11 protein-coding genes and 2 tRNA genes are annotated in these 16,735 nt (G+C 65.1%); 1 reads left to right on the plus strand and 12 read right to left on the minus strand.

Going from position 1 to position 16,735, the window contains the following annotated elements; all coding sequences use genetic code 11:
- Window positions 1-6: 6 nt before the first annotated feature.
- The 12 genes from BN3270_RS08145 to BN3270_RS08200 form a co-directional block, all read right to left on the minus strand.
- The gene (locus BN3270_RS08145; RefSeq protein ID WP_058986604.1) at window positions 7-2,058 is read right to left on the minus strand and encodes a ribonuclease R family protein; all 2,052 of its coding nucleotides are present in this window, start codon (window positions 2,056-2,058) and stop codon (window positions 7-9) included.
- A 9-nt stretch (window positions 2,059-2,067) separates the two neighbouring features.
- Window positions 2,068-3,342 carry a S41 family peptidase gene (locus tag BN3270_RS08150; RefSeq protein WP_058986605.1) on the minus strand — a complete coding sequence of 425 codons (1,275 nt, stop codon included), beginning with the start codon at window positions 3,340-3,342 and terminating at the stop codon, window positions 2,068-2,070.
- A 22-nt stretch (window positions 3,343-3,364) separates the two neighbouring features.
- Window positions 3,365-4,279 carry a permease-like cell division protein FtsX gene (ftsX, locus tag BN3270_RS08155; RefSeq protein WP_058986606.1) on the minus strand — a complete coding sequence of 305 codons (915 nt, stop codon included), beginning with the start codon at window positions 4,277-4,279 and terminating at the stop codon, window positions 3,365-3,367.
- Window positions 4,272-5,114, minus strand: a complete 843-nt coding sequence (ftsE, locus tag BN3270_RS08160; protein WP_058986607.1) for a cell division ATP-binding protein FtsE — start codon at window positions 5,112-5,114, stop codon at window positions 4,272-4,274. Before ftsE ends, ftsX begins: the two co-directional genes overlap by 8 nt.
- 51 nt (window positions 5,115-5,165) lie before the next feature.
- Window positions 5,166-6,131, minus strand: a complete 966-nt coding sequence (locus BN3270_RS08165) for a transketolase family protein (protein ID WP_058986608.1) — start codon at window positions 6,129-6,131, stop codon at window positions 5,166-5,168.
- A gap of 1 nt (window position 6,132) precedes the next feature.
- Window positions 6,133-6,960: a transketolase gene (locus BN3270_RS08170; protein WP_058986609.1), complete on the minus strand. Its 828-nt coding sequence runs from the start codon at window positions 6,958-6,960 to the stop codon at window positions 6,133-6,135.
- A gap of 120 nt (window positions 6,961-7,080) precedes the next feature.
- The gene (gene prfB / locus BN3270_RS08175) at window positions 7,081-8,178 is read right to left on the minus strand and encodes a peptide chain release factor 2 (RefSeq protein ID WP_058986610.1); all 1,098 of its coding nucleotides are present in this window, start codon (window positions 8,176-8,178) and stop codon (window positions 7,081-7,083) included.
- Between the two features lie 90 nt (window positions 8,179-8,268).
- Window positions 8,269-11,085 (minus strand): preprotein translocase subunit SecA, encoded by a 2,817-nt coding sequence (gene secA / locus BN3270_RS08180; protein ID WP_058986611.1) that lies wholly within the window; start codon window positions 11,083-11,085, stop codon window positions 8,269-8,271.
- 139 nt (window positions 11,086-11,224) lie between these two features.
- Window positions 11,225-13,708: an AfsR/SARP family transcriptional regulator gene (locus BN3270_RS08185; RefSeq protein ID WP_058986612.1), complete on the minus strand. Its 2,484-nt coding sequence runs from the start codon at window positions 13,706-13,708 to the stop codon at window positions 11,225-11,227.
- A gap of 200 nt (window positions 13,709-13,908) precedes the next feature.
- A tRNA-Glu gene (locus BN3270_RS08190) sits at window positions 13,909-13,985 on the minus strand.
- Between the two features lie 3 nt (window positions 13,986-13,988).
- A tRNA-Gln gene (locus tag BN3270_RS08195) sits at window positions 13,989-14,062 on the minus strand.
- 124 nt (window positions 14,063-14,186) lie between these two features.
- On the minus strand, window positions 14,187-15,155 hold the full coding sequence (locus BN3270_RS08200; protein WP_058986613.1) for an NYN domain-containing protein: 969 nt from the start codon (window positions 15,153-15,155) through the stop codon (window positions 14,187-14,189).
- 177 nt (window positions 15,156-15,332) lie between these two features.
- Between BN3270_RS08200 and BN3270_RS08205 the strand changes: the two genes are divergently transcribed.
- Entirely contained in the window at window positions 15,333-16,703 is a 1,371-nt protein-coding gene (locus tag BN3270_RS08205; RefSeq protein ID WP_058986614.1) for a CCA tRNA nucleotidyltransferase, read from the plus strand.
- Window positions 16,704-16,735 lie beyond the last annotated feature (32 nt).

Genomic DNA, 16,735 nt, shown 5'->3' on the forward strand with positions numbered 1-16,735 from the left:
GTGCGCTCAGGCCAGGCGAAGCAGGAGCTTGCGGGCATGGGCCGGAGCCGCCTTGATTACCACGCGGACCTTTTGGCCCATGCGAATCCTGAAACCCGACTGGTCGCCCGTGAGGGCATAGCGGGCCGCGTCATAGGAGAAATACTCGCGACCAAGGTCGCGTACGGGGATGGTCCCCTCCACGGTGTTGGGCAAACGGACGAACACGCAGGAAGGCGTCACGTAGGAAACGATTCCCTCGCACGTCTGGCCGACGAAACGACCCATATACTCCACAAGCTTGATCTCCTGGGATTCGCGCGCGGCGGCATCGGCGATCCGCTCCATTTCCGACGCGTGGTCGGCGATCCAGGTCGCCGCATCCCGCTCTCGGAAAAGGGCTGCCGGGGAATGTCCCTGCAGGTGCGCTTTGAGCACGCGGTGAACGAAAAGATCGGGGTAGCGGCGAATCGGGCTGGTGAAGTGACAGTAGGCCGCGCTTGCCAGGCCGAAATGGGGCTCGCAGACGGGTTTGTAGACCGCACGCTGCATGCTTCGCAGGACAAGGGACGAGACGAGCTCCTCTTCCGCCGTGCCGCGCGCCAGGTCGAGAACCGCCTGAAGGGCCACCGGGTCGCCCGACACGAAGGAATCGACGCTCACCGCGCGCGCGAAGCCGAACTCCTCGAGCAAGGGCACAAGGGCGGCGAGCGATGCGGAAGCGGGCGCCCCATGCACGCGAAAGATGCCCGGAAGACCGTTCTCGATGAGAAGGCGAGCCGTGCATTCGTTGGCGAGGATCATGGCCTCTTCGATGCAGCTAGTGGCTTCGGTGCGCGTGCGCAGGCGCACCCCCTGGGCCTGCCCCTCCCCGTTGAGCACAACCTTGGCCTCGCGGGAGGCGAAGTCGATGCCCCCGCGCGCCCTGCGTTGCGCCCGCCGGCCGCGGGCGAAGGCCAAAAGCTCGCCCAGAGCCTGCGCCGCGTCCGCCACCGCGTGCGCGTCGAGCGGCAGGGACCCGTGCGGCGTGTCTTCGGCAGACAGAGCGCGCATAAGGCCTTCCGCCGAATCACCCCTCTTCACGCCGTCAAGCAGAGCCTGCGCCTGGTCGTAGGACAGGCGCGCCGCCGAGGAAACGATTGATTCGTAGCATTCAAAGGAAGACACGCCCCAGGCGGCATCGAGCACGACGTCGATCGTCAGGGCCCGCCGCGCCGTGCCGGGCACAAGAGAGCAGAGGTCGTTCGAGAGGCGTTCGGGCAGCATGGGCAGCACGCGATCGGCCAAGTAGACGCTCGTCGCCCGCGTCCGGGCATCGCAGTCGATCGGCGATTCCCAGCTGACGAAGGCACCGACATCGGCAATATGGACGCCCAAGCGCAGCGCGCGCGGCGAGAGCCTCTCGACGGAAACGGCGTCGTCGAAATCGCGGGCGTCGACGGGGTCGACGGTGAAGACGAACCGGTCGCGCAGGTCGCGATAGCCCGAAGCGAGCGCTTCCTCGATGTCCACACGGCACCCTTCTGCCTGGGCGAGGGCCTCCGCAGAAAAGCTCGTCGCCAGCCTATGACGGGTGACGATGGTGTCGATGTCGCCGCGTGGATCGTCGCTCCGACCGATGACGTCTTCGATTACCCCGGTCGCGGCGCTGTTCCTATCGGGAAAGGTCTTCATGCGCACGCGCACAAGCGCCCCGTCGGGCACCGTGGGATTGTCGGCGCGGATCGTGAAGATGTCGTAAGGGATGCGCGGATCGTTCGGAACGACCACGCCGAAGGGGTCGGCCACTTCGTAGCGGCCGACAATGAGCTCGTGCGCTCGCTGAAGGACGGTAACCACGCGGCCGGTTGGAAGCGCGCCCACCTTGTTGTGGGCCTTGCCCTCTTGGGGCCGTGAAGGGTTCACGTGAACGGGAGCCACCTCGACCAGATCGCCGTAGAAAGCGCCGCCCATCTTGGAAGCGGGTATGAACAGCGAGCCTTCGGCCGTACGGACGAACCCGTAGCCGTCCGAGGCAACGCTCAGCACGCCGTGGGGATTACTCCGAGGCCGACGGCGGGTGCGGGGGCGTTTCGCCACGAGACCTCCTTAGGAACGGACGAGCGATTGGGCGGTTTCCAAAGCGAGATTCTTCTGGTTGTCGACGGCAGCATCGGTCGAGCGGGCAACCTGCACGTCGGGGGTGATGCCGTTGCCGTCGATGGCGTACCCCAGAGGCGTCTTGTAGTAGGCCGACGTATAGCGCAGAGCCCCGCCGAAGGAAAGCTCCTGGATCGACTGGACCGAGCCCTTCCCCATCGTCTTGTCGCCGCAGATGGTGGCACGATGGTTGTCCTGCAGGGCGGCAGCGATCGTCTCAGCCGTGGCCGCGGTATTACCGTTGACCAAGACCACAAGGGGCGCATCGGTAATCGAGGAACCCGTGGCCTGGCGCGAGGACGTGGCTTCTTTCGTTTGAATCTGCACCACGACCCCGCTCTTCAAGAAGAGCGAGGACACGTTGACCGCCTGCGTGAGGTAGCCGCCGGGGTTGTCGCGCAGGTCGAGCACGAAGGACTGGGCGCCTTGGGCGGCAAGCGAGGTCACCGCAGACGACACGAGGGAATCGGCGTTCTGCGAGATCTGGGCGAGCTTGACGTAGCCCACCGAACCGTCGAGTTCGGACGTGACGTTGGGCTCGCTGTAATCAGTGCAGGTGAGCGTCACCGTATACTCGTCCCCACCCTGGGCATCGATGGTCGACGGCCGACGGAAGGTGATCACCGCCGACGACCCCTCGTCGCGAGCGAGGGCCTTGATGGCTTCAGATGCCGACCACCCGCCGTTGCCGCCCCGGTCGCCGTCGATAGACACGACGAAATCACCCACCTCGACGCCGGCCGATTCCGCTTCCGACCCGCTGAAGACGTCGACCACGTAAGCCTGCCCGTTGTTTTCGGCAAACAAGAGGCCCACGCCCGCATAGGAGGCGGATACGTCCTTCAGATACGTGGCGTAATGGGAGGCGTCGTAGTAATGCACCGACGTGTCGTTGGTGGTGGCGGCCAGGGCGCCGATGACGTTGCCCGTTGCCGTGTCGAGGTCGTAGCCGTCGAGGCTGCTCGTATCGAGGATGCCCTGCACTTCGGCAAGACGGGCGGACACCGAGTTGTAGGTGTTGCCCGAAACGGTCATCCCTGGGTTCTGGATTTTGGGCGCGGCGTCATCGCTCATGCCCAAACGGTCGAGCACGGCCGAATTGCCCCGCAGGGTAAAGCCGAGGACGAAAGCGCCAACGATGAACAACAGGCTGACCATGAACTTGATCAGCCTGAAGTTCCGCTCGCTGCGCTTTTGCAACGTGATATGAGATCCACGCGACATGGGATTCGCTCGCGCGCCTTTCCTACACCTTCAGGTAGCGGCGCATCGCAAGCGCCGAACCGAGCAAGCCGATAACGAGGCCGCTCACGAGCAGCATGAGGTAGATGAGACCGAAATCGGATCCGGGGATGTTGATGGGCAGCCAGGGAAGCGAGTTCTGAATCTGCGGCAAGGCGACGCGACGAAGCACTTCCATGAGGACGATCGCGAGACCGGCGCCGATGATGGCGTGCAAGGCGCCCTCCATCAGGAAGGGCCCGCGAATGAAGTTGTTCGAGGCGCCCACCAAGCGCATGATGGCGATTTCCTTGCGACGGGCCAGGATCGACAGGCGAATCGTGTTGTTGATGAAGACGAAGGCGATGAAGATGAGCAAGACCACAAGGGCAACGCCGATCGTGCGAATGTAGTTGGTCACCGTGAAGAGACGGTCGACCGTCTTCTGCCCGTACTTCAAGGAGTCGGACGGATCGTTGGCGTTGTCGGCGATCTTCTGGAAGGTCTCGTTCGATTCGATTTGGCTCGCCACCGATTCCACCATCTGGGCGTCGGAAAGCTGAACGTCGATCGAAGCGGGCAGCGGGTTCTGACCGTCGAGCTGATCGACGATCTCCGGGTTGCTCGTCATCGAGTTCTTGAACTTTTCGAGAGCCTGGTCCTTGGTCGTGAAGTCGATCGAAGCGACGCCGTCGAGACCGGTGATGTAGTTCTCGACCGCATCGATATCGTCCTGGCTCGCGTCGTCAGACACATAGGCCGTGATGGAAACCTTGTCTTCAACCGAGTTCACGATGTTGTCGACAACGAGGCCGCCGATGAGGAAGACGCCAATGATGAGCAGGGACAGGAAAATCGTGACGATCGAGCCGAGCGCCGTGGAGAGGTTGCGCGCGAAGCCCTTGAGGGACTCGCTGAAGAAATACGCGAAACTAGACATCGAAACCGTACACACCCCTGTCCTGGTCACGGGTCAAGCGACCCTTGTCGAGCGCGATGACGCGCCGACGCATGTTGTCGACCATTTCTCGGTCGTGCGTTGCCACGAGCACCGTGGTGCCCGTGCGGTTGATGCGCTCGAGCAGGTCCATAATGCCGCGCGAGGTCTGCGGGTCGAGGTTGCCGGTGGGCTCGTCGCACACGAGCAGCGGCGGGCGGTTGACGATCGCGCGGGCGATCGACACGCGCTGCTGCTCGCCGCCGGAGAGCTGGTCGGGATACTTGTCGAGCTTGTCCTGCAGGCCGACGAGACGCAGCACTTCGGGCACCTGGGTGCGAATGACGTGCCGGGACTTGCCGATGACCTCCAGGGCGAAGGCGACGTTTTCGAACACCGTCTTGTTGGGCAGGAGCTTGAAGTCCTGGAAGACCGTGCCGATATTGCGGCGCAGATAGGGAACGCGCCAGTTGCGCATCGTGGAAAGGTCTTCGTCGGCGATGTAGATATGGCCTTCAGTCGGCTTGATCTCGCGGATGATCATACGCGTGAGGGTGGTCTTGCCCGAGCCGGAATGGCCTACAAGGAAGACGAATTCGCCGGCAAACACCTGCAGCGAGATATCGTAGAGCGCAGGCTTGCTCGGCTGGGCCGGGTACACCTTGGTCACATGGTCGAACGTGATGACGGGCGTACCGGAAGGCTGAGCGACGGTGTCCAGATCGAGGTCCGGCAACTGGGCGGACAGCTGGGCCGTGAGATTGGGCCGCGCCGGTGCTTTCGCCCCCGCGGAATGGCCAGCGTGAGCAGGCATTCCTTGGTTGTTAGCGTTAGTCACAAATAGCTCCGATCACATAGTTGAAACGGATAAATACGAAGTCTAGCAGACCTATTTCTCGGCTATCGCCCTCTTCACAGCATCGACAATGGCAGCCGAATCGAGGTTGAAGAAGTTCATAAGCTCTTCGAACGACCCCGATTTGCCGAAACGGTCCTGCATGCCCACGTACTCCATGCGCACCGGATGACGCTGGGAGAGCGCCTGGGCAACGGCGCTGCCCAGGCCGCCGATCACCGAATGCTCTTCGGCGACGACGACGGCGCCCGTTTTCGCGGCGCTCGCCGCAATCGTGTCGGCATCGAGGGGCTTGACGCTGAAGGCGTCGATGACCTCGACCGACACGCCCTCGCGCGCCAGCTCGTCGGCCGCGAGCAGGGCTTCGCGGATTTCAACACCCATGGCCACGACCGTGACGTCGGTGCCCTCGCGCAGGACGTAGGCGTGCCCCACCTCGAGTTCGACCCCGGGCGCGTAGACCGCCGGCAGGGCGGCGCGGCCCATGCGCACGTAGACCGGGCCGGGCGTGGCGGCTGCCAGCTTGAGGGCACTGCGCGCCGCTTCGTAGTCGGCCGGCACGAGCACGCGCATGCCCGGCAGGGCCCGCATGAGGGCCACGTCTTCGAGCATCTGGTGGCTGCCGCCGTCGGGGCCCACCGATACGCCGGCGTGGGTCGGGCAGATCTTCACGTTGAGGCCCGCGTAGCAGACCGTGTTGCGAATCTGGTCGTAGGCGCGGCCGGTGCCGAACACGGCGAAGCTGCCGGTGAAAGCCGTCTTGCCCGTGAGCGAGAGGCCGGCGGCGACGTCGATCATGTTCTGCTCGGCGATACCGACGTTGAAGAAGGAGTCGGGATGGGCGGCTGCGAACTTGTTGAGGGTGGTCGACCCCGAAAGGTCGGCGTCGACGGCGACGATCGGCTCGCCGGCCTCGGCGAGTTCGTTGAGCGTAACGCCGAATGCGGCGCGCGTGGCCTTCTTTTCAGCCTTCTGTTCTTCGCTTGCGAAGCGCACCATGCTATGCCCCCTGCTTCTCGAGTTCGGAAAGTGCTTCCTTGAGCTGGTCGCCGTTAGGCGCCTTGCCGTGCCAACCCACCTGGTTTTCCATGAAGGAGACGCCCTTGCCCTTCACGGTGCGGGCGATCACCGCATGGGGGACGTCGCCGCCCTGCCCCTTCAAGCGCGACAGGAGGTCGACCAGCGCGTCGATGTCGTGGCCGTCGACGTGGCTGACGTCCCAGCCAAAGGCCTCGAACTTGCTGGCGAGCGTGCCGGTCTGGACGACGTCGGTCACCGGGCCGTCGATCTGCAGACCGTTGGCGTCGACGATCGCCACGAGGTTGCCGAGCTTTTCATGGGCGGCGAACATGGCCGCTTCCCACACCTGGCCCTCTTCGCATTCGCCGTCGCCCAGCAGGGCGAACACGTGCGACGGATTGCCGTCGATACGCAGGCCGCAGGCGATGCCGCTCGCAATGGAGAGGCCCTGGCCCAGCGAACCGGTCGAGGCCTCGACGCCGGGGACGAGATGCATATCGGGATGGCCCTGCAGCTTGCTGCCGAGCTTGCGCAGGGTCGCGAGCTCTTCACGCGGGAAATAGCCGGCCTGGGCGAGCGCGGCGTAGAGGGCCGGCGCCGCATGCCCCTTGCAGAGGATGAACCGGTCGCGGGCCGGATCGTCGGGTCGGGCCGGATCGTGGTTGAGCACGCCGCCGAAATAGAGCGCCGTCAGGATGTCGGCGCACGAGAGAGACCCGCCCGGATGGCCGCTGCCGGCCTCGGCGATCATCTTCACGATGTCGATTCTCATCTCGTTCGCGGCATGCCGCAATGCATCTGAGTTCATACAAGAACCTTCCCTGGGTGGACGAGCCCGCTCTGCGGGCACGGAATCGACCCTATTGTGGCACGCTTGCCGCCATGCGCCACACCGGGGAGGGGAATAGACGAAAAAACCGAAAGGAGGCTACTGCTGGGACGCTTCCGCACGCCAACGGTGGTAGCCGATGACGAATTCGTCGATGTCGCCGTCGAGCACCGCGTCGACGTTGCTCGTCTCCACCCCGCTGCGCAGGTCCTTGACGAGCTGATAGGGATAGAGGACGTAGTTGCGTATCTGGCTGCCGAAGGAGTTCTCGAGCTTCTCGCCGCGCAGGGCGGCGATCTCCTCCTGGCGCTTGCGCTCCTCGAGATCGTAGAGGCGCGAGCGCAGGACCTGGAAGGCCACTTCCCTGTTCTGAATCTGAGACTTCTGGTCCTGGCAGGTGACGACGATGCCGGTGGGGATATGCGTGAGGCGAACCGCCGAGTCGGTCGTGTTGACGCACTGGCCGCCGGGACCGCTCGAACGGTACACGTCGACGCGCACGTCGTTGGGGTCGAGGTTGACTTCGATGTCGGTCGGCAGAAGAGGCATGACCTCGACGCTCGCGAAGGTGGTATGGCGGCGCTTCTTCTCGTCGGTGGGCGAGATGCGCACCAAGCGGTGCACGCCGATCTCGCTGCGCAGCATACCGTAGGCGAACCGGCCGTCGACGCGGAAGCTCGCGCGCTCGAGCCCGATTTCGGTGCCGGGGACGACGTCGAGAAGCTCGATCTTCCACCCCTTCGACTCGCAGTAGCGCACGTACATGCGGTAGAGCATATCGACCCAGTCTTGGGCTTCGAGCCCGCCCGCACCGGGATTGATCGTCACGATCGCCGTGCCTTCGTCGAACTTGCCGGTGAACCAGGATTCGATCTCGAAACGCTCGAGCAGATCGTCGAGCGCGCGCGACGCCGCTTCGGCATCGGCGGCGAACTCGGGGTCCTCTTGCGCCAGCTCGAGGGCGGCGCGGCAATCGTCGGCCAGGGACCGCGCCCGCTTGTAGGCCGCGAGCAAATCGCGCAGGTCGCTCGCCCTCTTCGAGACCTGCTGGGCATGGTCAGGGTCGTTCCAAAAATCGGCCGCCGCGCTCTCGTCGTCGAGCTTTTTGAGCTCGGTCTGCTTCTCTTCGATGTGAAGGAAGGCATGCGCCTGGTCGAGGCGCGTTTCCTGGTCGTGTATTGTCTTTTCGTCTACCATTCGATCTCCGCCTGTGCTCCCCTGCGCAGGGCAGGGGATTAATCTTCCCGTAACTTGAATCGGCCATGGGCCGAAAAGCGAGGAAGCACGTCAGAAGCGGTTGCGGCCGTGGCACTTCTTGAATTTTTTGCCGCTGCCGCAAGGACAAGGATCGTTGCGCCCGACGTTTGCATAGGGGTCGTTCTTGTCCTTGACGTACGTCGCGGGCTTTTTGGGCTGCGCGGGCGCAGGGGCCGGCTGGGCGACGGGGGCTCCTTGGGCCTGACGGGCGGCGCTCTGCATGCGTTCGGCCGTGGACAGCGACGAATCGTCGAGGGTCTTTTCGGGCGAGCTGTAGTTCATACGGTGCTCGGTGGGATCGCGCTCTTCGGGCATGGCGGGCTCGGCCTTCTTGGCGATCTGCAGGCGAAGCATCGTCTGCAGGAAGGACTCGTACATGCCGGCGGTCATCTCGCCGAAGGCCCGGTGCGCTTCGGTCTTGTATTCCACGAGCGGGTCGCGCTGGCCGAAGGCGCGCAGGCCGATGCCCGTGCGCAGGTAGTCCATGTTGGAAAGGTGCTCCATCCAGCGGGTGTCGATGATGCGGAGCATAACCTGGGCTTCGAGGTTGCGCATGAGGTCGTCGCCCAAAAGGGCGCGCTTCTCTTCATACACCGAAAGGAGCCGATCGGTCGTTTCCTCGATGACCACCTCGGGGTCGTCTTCGTGGTCGATGTCCTCGATCTTGAAGTCGGTGCGGCCGTCCATCTGGGCGATCCACCGGTCGACGGCAGCCATATCCCAGTCGTCGCTCGGCACGCGCTCGGGGCAGTTCTCCTCAACGACGGCCTCGACGCAATCGTGGGCGATTTCGGGTACGCGCTCGCTCATGTCCTTGCCGTCGAGGAGGGCGTTGCGCTCGCCGTAGATGGCGGCGCGCTGCAGGTTCATGACGTCGTCGTATTCCAAGACGTTCTTTCGGGCGGCGAAGTTCATCTGCTCGACCTGCCGTTGGGCGCCCTCGATGGCCTTGGTGACGATCGAGGCCTGAATGGGCATGTCGTCGGGCAGGTTGGTGCGCTCCATGGCGGCGCTCACCTTGTCCATGCGGTCGCCCGCGAACAGGCGCATGAGGTCGTCTTCCAGGCTCAGGTAGAACTGGGTGGCGCCCGGGTCGCCCTGACGGCCGGAACGACCGCGCAGCTGGTTGTCGATGCGGCGGCTTTCGTGGCGCTCGGTGCCGATGACGCACAGGCCGCCGGCAGCGACGACCTTGTCGTGCTCGTCGCTCGTAATCGCGCGCGTTTTGGCAAGCGCGGCGGCACGATCGTTGTCGGAGGGCGCAGGCAGACCGCCTTCGGGAACCTCGGCACCGGCGGGCAGGTCGGGGTCGAAGCCCTCGTCGCGCAGGACGTCTTCGGCGAGGACCTCGGGGTTGCCGCCGAGCAGGATGTCGGTACCGCGGCCGGCCATGTTGGTCGCGATGGTGACGGCGCCCAAGCGGCCTGCCTGGGCGACGATATGGGCCTCGCGCTCGTGGTTCTTGGCGTTCAGGGTCTCGTGTTCGATGCCCCGTTTGTCGAGCAGGCGGGAGAGGCGTTCGGAGCTCTCGATCGACACCGTGCCGATCAGGCACGGCTGGCCTGCGGCGTGGCGGGCGGCCACTTCGTCTGCCACGGCGTTGAACTTGGCGTCGATCGTGCGGTAGACCAGGTCGTCTTCGTCCTTGCGGATGACCGGCTTGTTGGGCGGGATGGCCACGACGGGCAGCTTGTAGATCTCGCGGAACTCGGCATCCTCGGTCATGGCGGTACCCGTCATGCCCGAGAGCTTGTCGTAGAGACGGAAGTAGTTCTGCAGGGTGATCGTGGCGAGCGTCTGGTTCTCCTCTTTGACGAGCACGCCTTCCTTGGCCTCGATGGCCTGGTGCAGGCCTTCCGACCAGCGACGGCCTTCCATGATGCGGCCGGTGAACTCGTCGACGATCTTCACTTCCCCGTTGGCGACCACGTAATCCTTGTCGCGGTGGAAGAGGTACTCGGCCTTCAAAGCCTGCTGGAGATGGTTGGGCATCTGGCCGGTGGGGTCGTTGAAGAGGTCTTCGACGCCCAGACGGTTCTCGATCTTCACCAGGCCCGATTCGGTCGCCATGATCGTGCGCTTGGCCTCGTCCATCTCAAAGTCGACGTCGCGCACGAGCCCCCGGCAGGCGCGGGCGAAGCTCTTGTAGGTATCCGCCGCGCGCGAACCCGGGCCCGAGATGATGAGCGGGGTGCGGGCCTCGTCGATGAGGATCGAGTCGACCTCGTCGACCACGGCGAAATGGTGGCCGCGCTGCACGCGACGGTCGGCGCGCGTGACCATGTTGTCGCGCAGGTAGTCGAAGCCGAATTCGGAATTGGTGCCGTAGGTGACGTCGGCCCGGTAGGCGGGCACCTTGTCCTCGAGGCGCATGCCATTTTGAATCAGGCCCACGTTCATGCCCAAGAACCGGTAGACGTTGGCCATCCACTCGCTGTCGCGCTTGGCCAGGTAGTCGTTGACGGTCACGATGTGGACGTTGTCTCCGCCGAGGGCGTTGAGGTAGCCGGCAAGGGTGGACACGAGGGTCTTGCCTTCGCCGGTCTTCATTTCGGCGATCTGACCGTCATGCAGGGTCATGCCGCCGATCAGCTGGACGTCGAAGTGGCGCAGCCCGATGGAGCGGCGCGAAGCCTCGCGCACGGTGGCGAAGGCTTCGGGGAGGAGCTTGTCGAGCTTTTCGCCATTGTCTATACGGGTACGGTATGCGCCGGTCAGAGCCCGCAGCTCCGCGTCCGAGCGTTCCTTCATCTGCGGTTCGATATCGTTGATACGGTCGACGACGGCACGGTACTTTTTTACCTGCTTGCCCTCGCCCGCCGTGAGGATCTTCGAAAAGAAACCCATTGCCGCCTAACTTTCTTCTTGGTGGGGCGTGCGCCGGCACCGGCCCGTCCACGCCCCTGAACAGTCATTCGTACTCTAGCATAGCCCCCTGTCCTGCAGCGGAAATACACACCGCCGCGCCCGAGGCGTCACGCTCGCGTTACGCAAGCACGGCCACGTCGCAGGACCCGTCGACGATGCTGTCGTAGAGCGAGCGGATGGAGGGCGAGGCGTCGAGCCCGGCAGCATCGACTTGCGCCAGATAGGCCTGCCAGGTTTCGACGACGTTCATTCGCAGGCCGCAGGCCGCCTGCGCCCGCATGAGCTCGGCGTAGGCGATCTCGCAGTTGGCGTCCCATTCGATGACGGCGCGGGCCATGGGAAGGACCTCGCCATAGGCGCCTTCGGAGGAAAGGGCGCGCATCGCGCTCGCCACCGACGCCACCACCTGCCGCCGCACCGATGCGCGCACCGCCTCGGTGAAGGCATCGGTCCCGCTGGCGGGCATGAAGGTGCCCCGGCAAATCTCCTCGATGCGCTCGAAGGAGCGGGCGCGGGCCTCCGGCTCGATCACCTTCGACGATGCCACCCGACACAGCTCGCTCAGCTCGTGGTAGTCGCTCTTCAGCAGATCGCTGCGCAGGCACACCACCCCCTGGGAGCGCGCCACGTAGGGCTCGGCCCCCGACGGCAGAGTGAGCGCCGTGCGCACATGGGAAAGCGAGTTGTAGAAGTTGTGCAGCGCCTTGGAGGGCACGCTGCGCGGCCAGAGCTTTTCGGCGACCGCCCGGCAGCTGACCTCTTTACCTGCGTTGACCACGAGAAGGGCGAGAAGGGTGCGGTCCTTGCGGCGCGAAAGGGCCGAGAGGTCTGCCTCTACCCCGTCGAAGGCAATCGACAGACGGCCGAACAGCTGCACCGAGAGCACGGGGAAGGAACCGCGCGGCTCCTGGGACGGCGCCTGTCCTGTCGCCTTGGCCCGCGGCCCCTGCCCGACGAGCATACGCGTATAGGAGACGCTCTGGTCCTTGAGAGCCCTTTCGAGACGGTCGTCTTCGAGCGGTTTGGGGAGCAGGGCCGGGTGGGAAGACAGGCCCGCCGGGCCGAGCGCGGCGAGGGCAGCCCGCAGAAGGTGCTGCTCCATCGTGATGCCCGACCCCGCCTCGAGCGCCGCGAGGGCCCGGCGCTCGAAATCCGCGGGCACGGGGACGCCCTGCGCAAGAGCGGCCCGCGCGGCACAGGCACAGGCGAGGGAGAAGGTCGTGGCGGCCCTCTCCGCCCCCTCGAGGGCCGCCACGCGCGAGAAAGCCGTCGGGAGGTCATGGGCATGGGCCCAGAAAGCGAGCAGCACGCGCGCCTCGGGCGCCAATCGCTCGGCGGGCACCCAACGCCCGACGGCGGCGATGCCCTCGGTCGTGCCGGCCTCGGGCTGGGCGCGGTCGACATGCGAGCCGAGCAGATAGGCCCAACTTGCCGCGGCAAGTCTTACGCAAAGGGGCGCTTCCCCCTTGTGCGCCAAACGCGCAAGGGATTCGACGGCGTGCCGGTCGCCCAGAAGGGAACGGCGCACGAGCGACGCCGCCCGCACGTCGGTCGCCTGCGCATGGCGCTCGGGCTGCAGGCTGCGGTAGAGGGATTCGCCCGCCAAAAGCGCCGGGGCCGAAAGCAGGTCGGCCTCGTGCGCTTCAAGCCATGACGTCCGCGCGTCAGAGGAGGCAAGGGCGACGAGCAGCCGGGCGGCGCGGTCGAAGGCGCCCGACGCGACGAGCGCGTCGGCAAGCCCCACCACGAACCCCGTGCTCACGCCCTCGGGGGACACATAGGGCACGCACGACCGCAGGACGGCCTCGAAGGGGATGCCGCGCGCGGTGATCGTGCCATCGACGGGATGCACCTCGACAAAGGGGAAGAAATCTCCGGTCAGATCTTCTCGAGCGATGCCGCAAAGCTCATGGACCGCATCGACCGTCGTTTCCTCGAGGACGAGCAAAGCGCAGGTCGCGCGACGCCGAACGGGGTCCTGGTCGAAAAGGAGCTCGGCCAAGAACTCGTCGTAGGAGCGCACGCCATGCAGGGCAAGGCCCGGAACCCAATCCGCGGGCTTGGCATGGTCGAGAGGAGGGACGAAGGAGGGCTCGCATTCGCGCAGGGCCTGCATATCCGCACGACCATAGACGAGGTCGTGCGCCCTGAGTACGAGACAGCGCTCCGCAAAGGGGGCAAGCGGGTCGGCGCCGGGCGTGGTGGTCACGATCACTTCGGCGCCATGGGAAAGAAAGCTGCCGCAGGCCTCCCACAACAAGCGCGCAGTCGCTTCGTCGAGCTCCGGCACGTCTTCGATCACCACCAGGCCCCCATCGACGTGGGCCAGCCCCTCTTCGACGAGGAGGCCCGACACCAGGTCGCGCTGGAAGCAGGCGCTCTTTCCGTTGAACCAGAGGGTATGGGCGTACTGGAAGACGACCTCGGCATAGGTTGCCGCAAGAGCGGTCTTGCCGCAAAGGGAAGGCGCAACGAGGTAGCGCACGGAGCCCCTGTTGCGCATCATCGCCGACAACAGCGCATTCCGATAGAAGAAGTGCTTCGCCGCAAGGGCGCGCGGGCGCGCGCCGTCACACACGGAGTGCATGATGAAGTTATTCATAGGTCCTCATTCCTGAGAACCGGTTGCGTGGGGGCGCCCTCACCATACGATGCCCCGCGACTCCCTGTCCACGACTTTTCGGCGGGATGGGGGAATTTCGGATGGATTGGCGGGAGTATGCAGGAACAGGCATGCGCACGGCTCGCACCTGCGATACGCACGAAAAAGGCCGCCGGTGAAACCGACGGCCTTGACATGTGTGGTAGCCCGTACCAGATTCGAACTGGTGATCTCCGCCTTGAGAGGGCGGCGTCCTGAACCGCTAGACGAACGGGCCAAATGGCTGGGGTAGCAGGAGTCGAACCCACACATACGGTACCAGAAACCGCTGTACTACCATTATACGATACCCCAATGGCATGTGTTACACAACGAGGAACGCTCCGTAACGCGAGTGATAATATTACGCAGGGTATACCGCTCTGTCAACACCTTTTTTCGATTCGGCGAAAATCGCCCGCGGACCGACGGCGCTCCCCTAGTCGTAATCGGGCGTGACGCGCACCGATCCGCCCTTCGACGTGACGATGACCCCATCGACGTCGTGCTTGACGTACTTTGATAGCTTGGCGAACCCATAGTCCTTCATGCTGAACGTCGGGAATGATTCGCCGATGGCCTGCCCCAGTTTGCCGAGCGCTACGCCCTCGGTGCCGTGGGCGCGCACTTCCTGGCGGATGAAGGCGTTGACCTCGTCGCGCAAATCGTCGTTGCCCCGCAGGCTCACGAGCACCGCCGTGTCGCGCTTTTCGAGCTTGAGGTTGTCGAAGCTTTCCAAAAAGCGCGACAGCTGGCTGTAGCCGAAGGCGCGCACGTCGAAATCGGGGTAAATGTTGGGCAGCCGGTTGCCCACCGCCCCGAGCGCGACCTGGCCTTGGGCATTGCCCTCTTCGTTGACCATGTCGACAATCGCGCCGAGGATCTCGCGCTTGGTCACCGTGGTCGCCCCGTCGCCCGCAGCGTCGTCGCGAACGTCTTCGGAGGGCGCCTCGTCTTCGTCGGCCAGGAGCAGTTCAAGGCCGGTAAAGACCGTGCAGGCGTTGCGGAAAGACCGCGGGGTCTTCTTCTCGCCCATCCCCACGACCACCATGCCCGCATCGCGCAGGCGGCTCGCCAAACGCGTGAAGTCGCTGTCGCTCGACACGATGCAGAAGCCCTGCACCTTGCCCTCGTAGAGGATGTCCATGGCGTCGATGATCAGAAAGCTGTCGGTGGCGTTCTTTCCCTTGGTGTTGGGGAACTGCTGCATGGGCGTCAGGGAGAACTCGGCGAGCACGTCTTTCCACTTTGCCATCTGGGGGCTCGTCCAGTCGCCGTAGATGCGACGGTAGGTCACCTGGCCATGCCGGCTCGTGAGCTCGTTCATGATGCCCTGAATGTACTTTGCCGACACGTTGTCCGAGTCGATGAGCAGCGCAAACGATTTGCGCTCTTCGGTTTCCGTCACCTTGCACTCTCCTTTCGCGCCGCCGGCGCTCGCTTTTTCCACCGATTCTAGCGCACCGCACCCCGAGCGCTTGCAAAACCGTTGCCGCATGCCCACAATCGAAGGACAGTTACTCCGCGCGCACGCGCGCTGCCCGCGGAGCGTCGAGGCGGCCCTGCCGCAGCGCGCGAGGTCCCCGTGCCCGAACAGATTCCAAACCCCACGCATACCCCCGCCGTCCCCGCGTCGGCCCGACGGGTCATCGACGCCCTCGAGGACGCCGGCTTCGAAACGTGGATGGTAGGCGGCTGCGTGCGCGACGCGCTCTTGGGCCGTCCCGTCAACGACATAGACCTGGCCTGCGCCGCCCGCTGGCAAGACACCCAGCGGGTCTGCGAAGCGGCGGGCATGAGGACCTTCGAGACGGGCGTTGCGCACGGAACGCTCACCGTGGAAGCCGACGGCACCACCTTCGAAGTGACCACCTTCCGCACCGACGGTGCCTACACCGACGCGCGCCACCCCGACGCGGTTCGCTTCGTCGCCGACGTCCGCGAGGACCTGGCCCGCCGAGATTTCACGATGAACGCGATCGCCTTCCATCCCGACCGGGGCCTGCTCGACCCCTTCGGGGGGCGCAACGACATCGAAGCGGGGACGATCCGCGCCGTGGGCGACCCCTCCCTGCGCTTTCGCGAAGACGCCCTGCGCATCCTGCGCGGCGTCCGCTTCGCCAGCCAGCTGGGCTTCGCGATCGAGCCGGCCACCGAAGCGGGCATGCTCGACGCGCGCAACCTCCTGCGCAAGGTATCCGCCGAACGGGTGGCGCACGAGCTCGACGCCATGCTCTTGGGCGACCACATCCATGATGCGATCATGGGCTATCCCGGCGTTCTTGAAGCGGTCGTCCCCGAACTCGGGCCCATGCGCGGCCTCGACCAGCTCACCAAATACCACATCTACGATGTGCTCGAGCATTCCGCCTGGGCCTGCCAGCTCATTCCCGCCACCCCCCTGCTGCGCTGGACCGCCCTTCTGCACGACGTGGGCAAGCCGAGCACCTTCTTCACCGACGACAACGGGATCGGCCATTTCTACGGGCACGCCGAAGCGGGCGTCGACATCGCCGCGGGCGCGCTCAAGCGCCTCAAGAAGAGCCCCCGCTTCATCCACGACGTGCGCCTCTTGGTGCGCTACCACGACACGCCCGTGCCCGCGCAGCCCAAATACGTCAAGCACATGCTGCGCATGTTCGACGGCCGCATCGATCTGGTGCGCGCCCTGTGCGACGTGAAGCGGGCCGATTCGGCCGCCCATGCCCCCCGTTACCAGAGCGGCATCCGCCTGGCCAACGATATCGACGCCTGTCTGGACGAAATCGTCGCCAAGGACGAGGCCTTCACCTTGAACCAGCTCGCCTTGAACGGCACCGACATCATGGCCCTGGGCGTGACCGCCGGCCCCTCGGTGGGCCGCATCCTTCGCGCCGCCCTCGCCGCGGTCATCGACGGCAAGGTGGCCAACGTCCACGACGACGTGGTGGCCTACGTGCGCGACCGCCTGATCTAGGCCGCCCGACCCACGGGCGAAGCGGTTGCAAG

Source organism: Hugonella massiliensis, assembly GCA_001486445.1.
GTDB lineage: Bacteria > Actinomycetota > Coriobacteriia > Coriobacteriales > Eggerthellaceae > Hugonella > Hugonella massiliensis.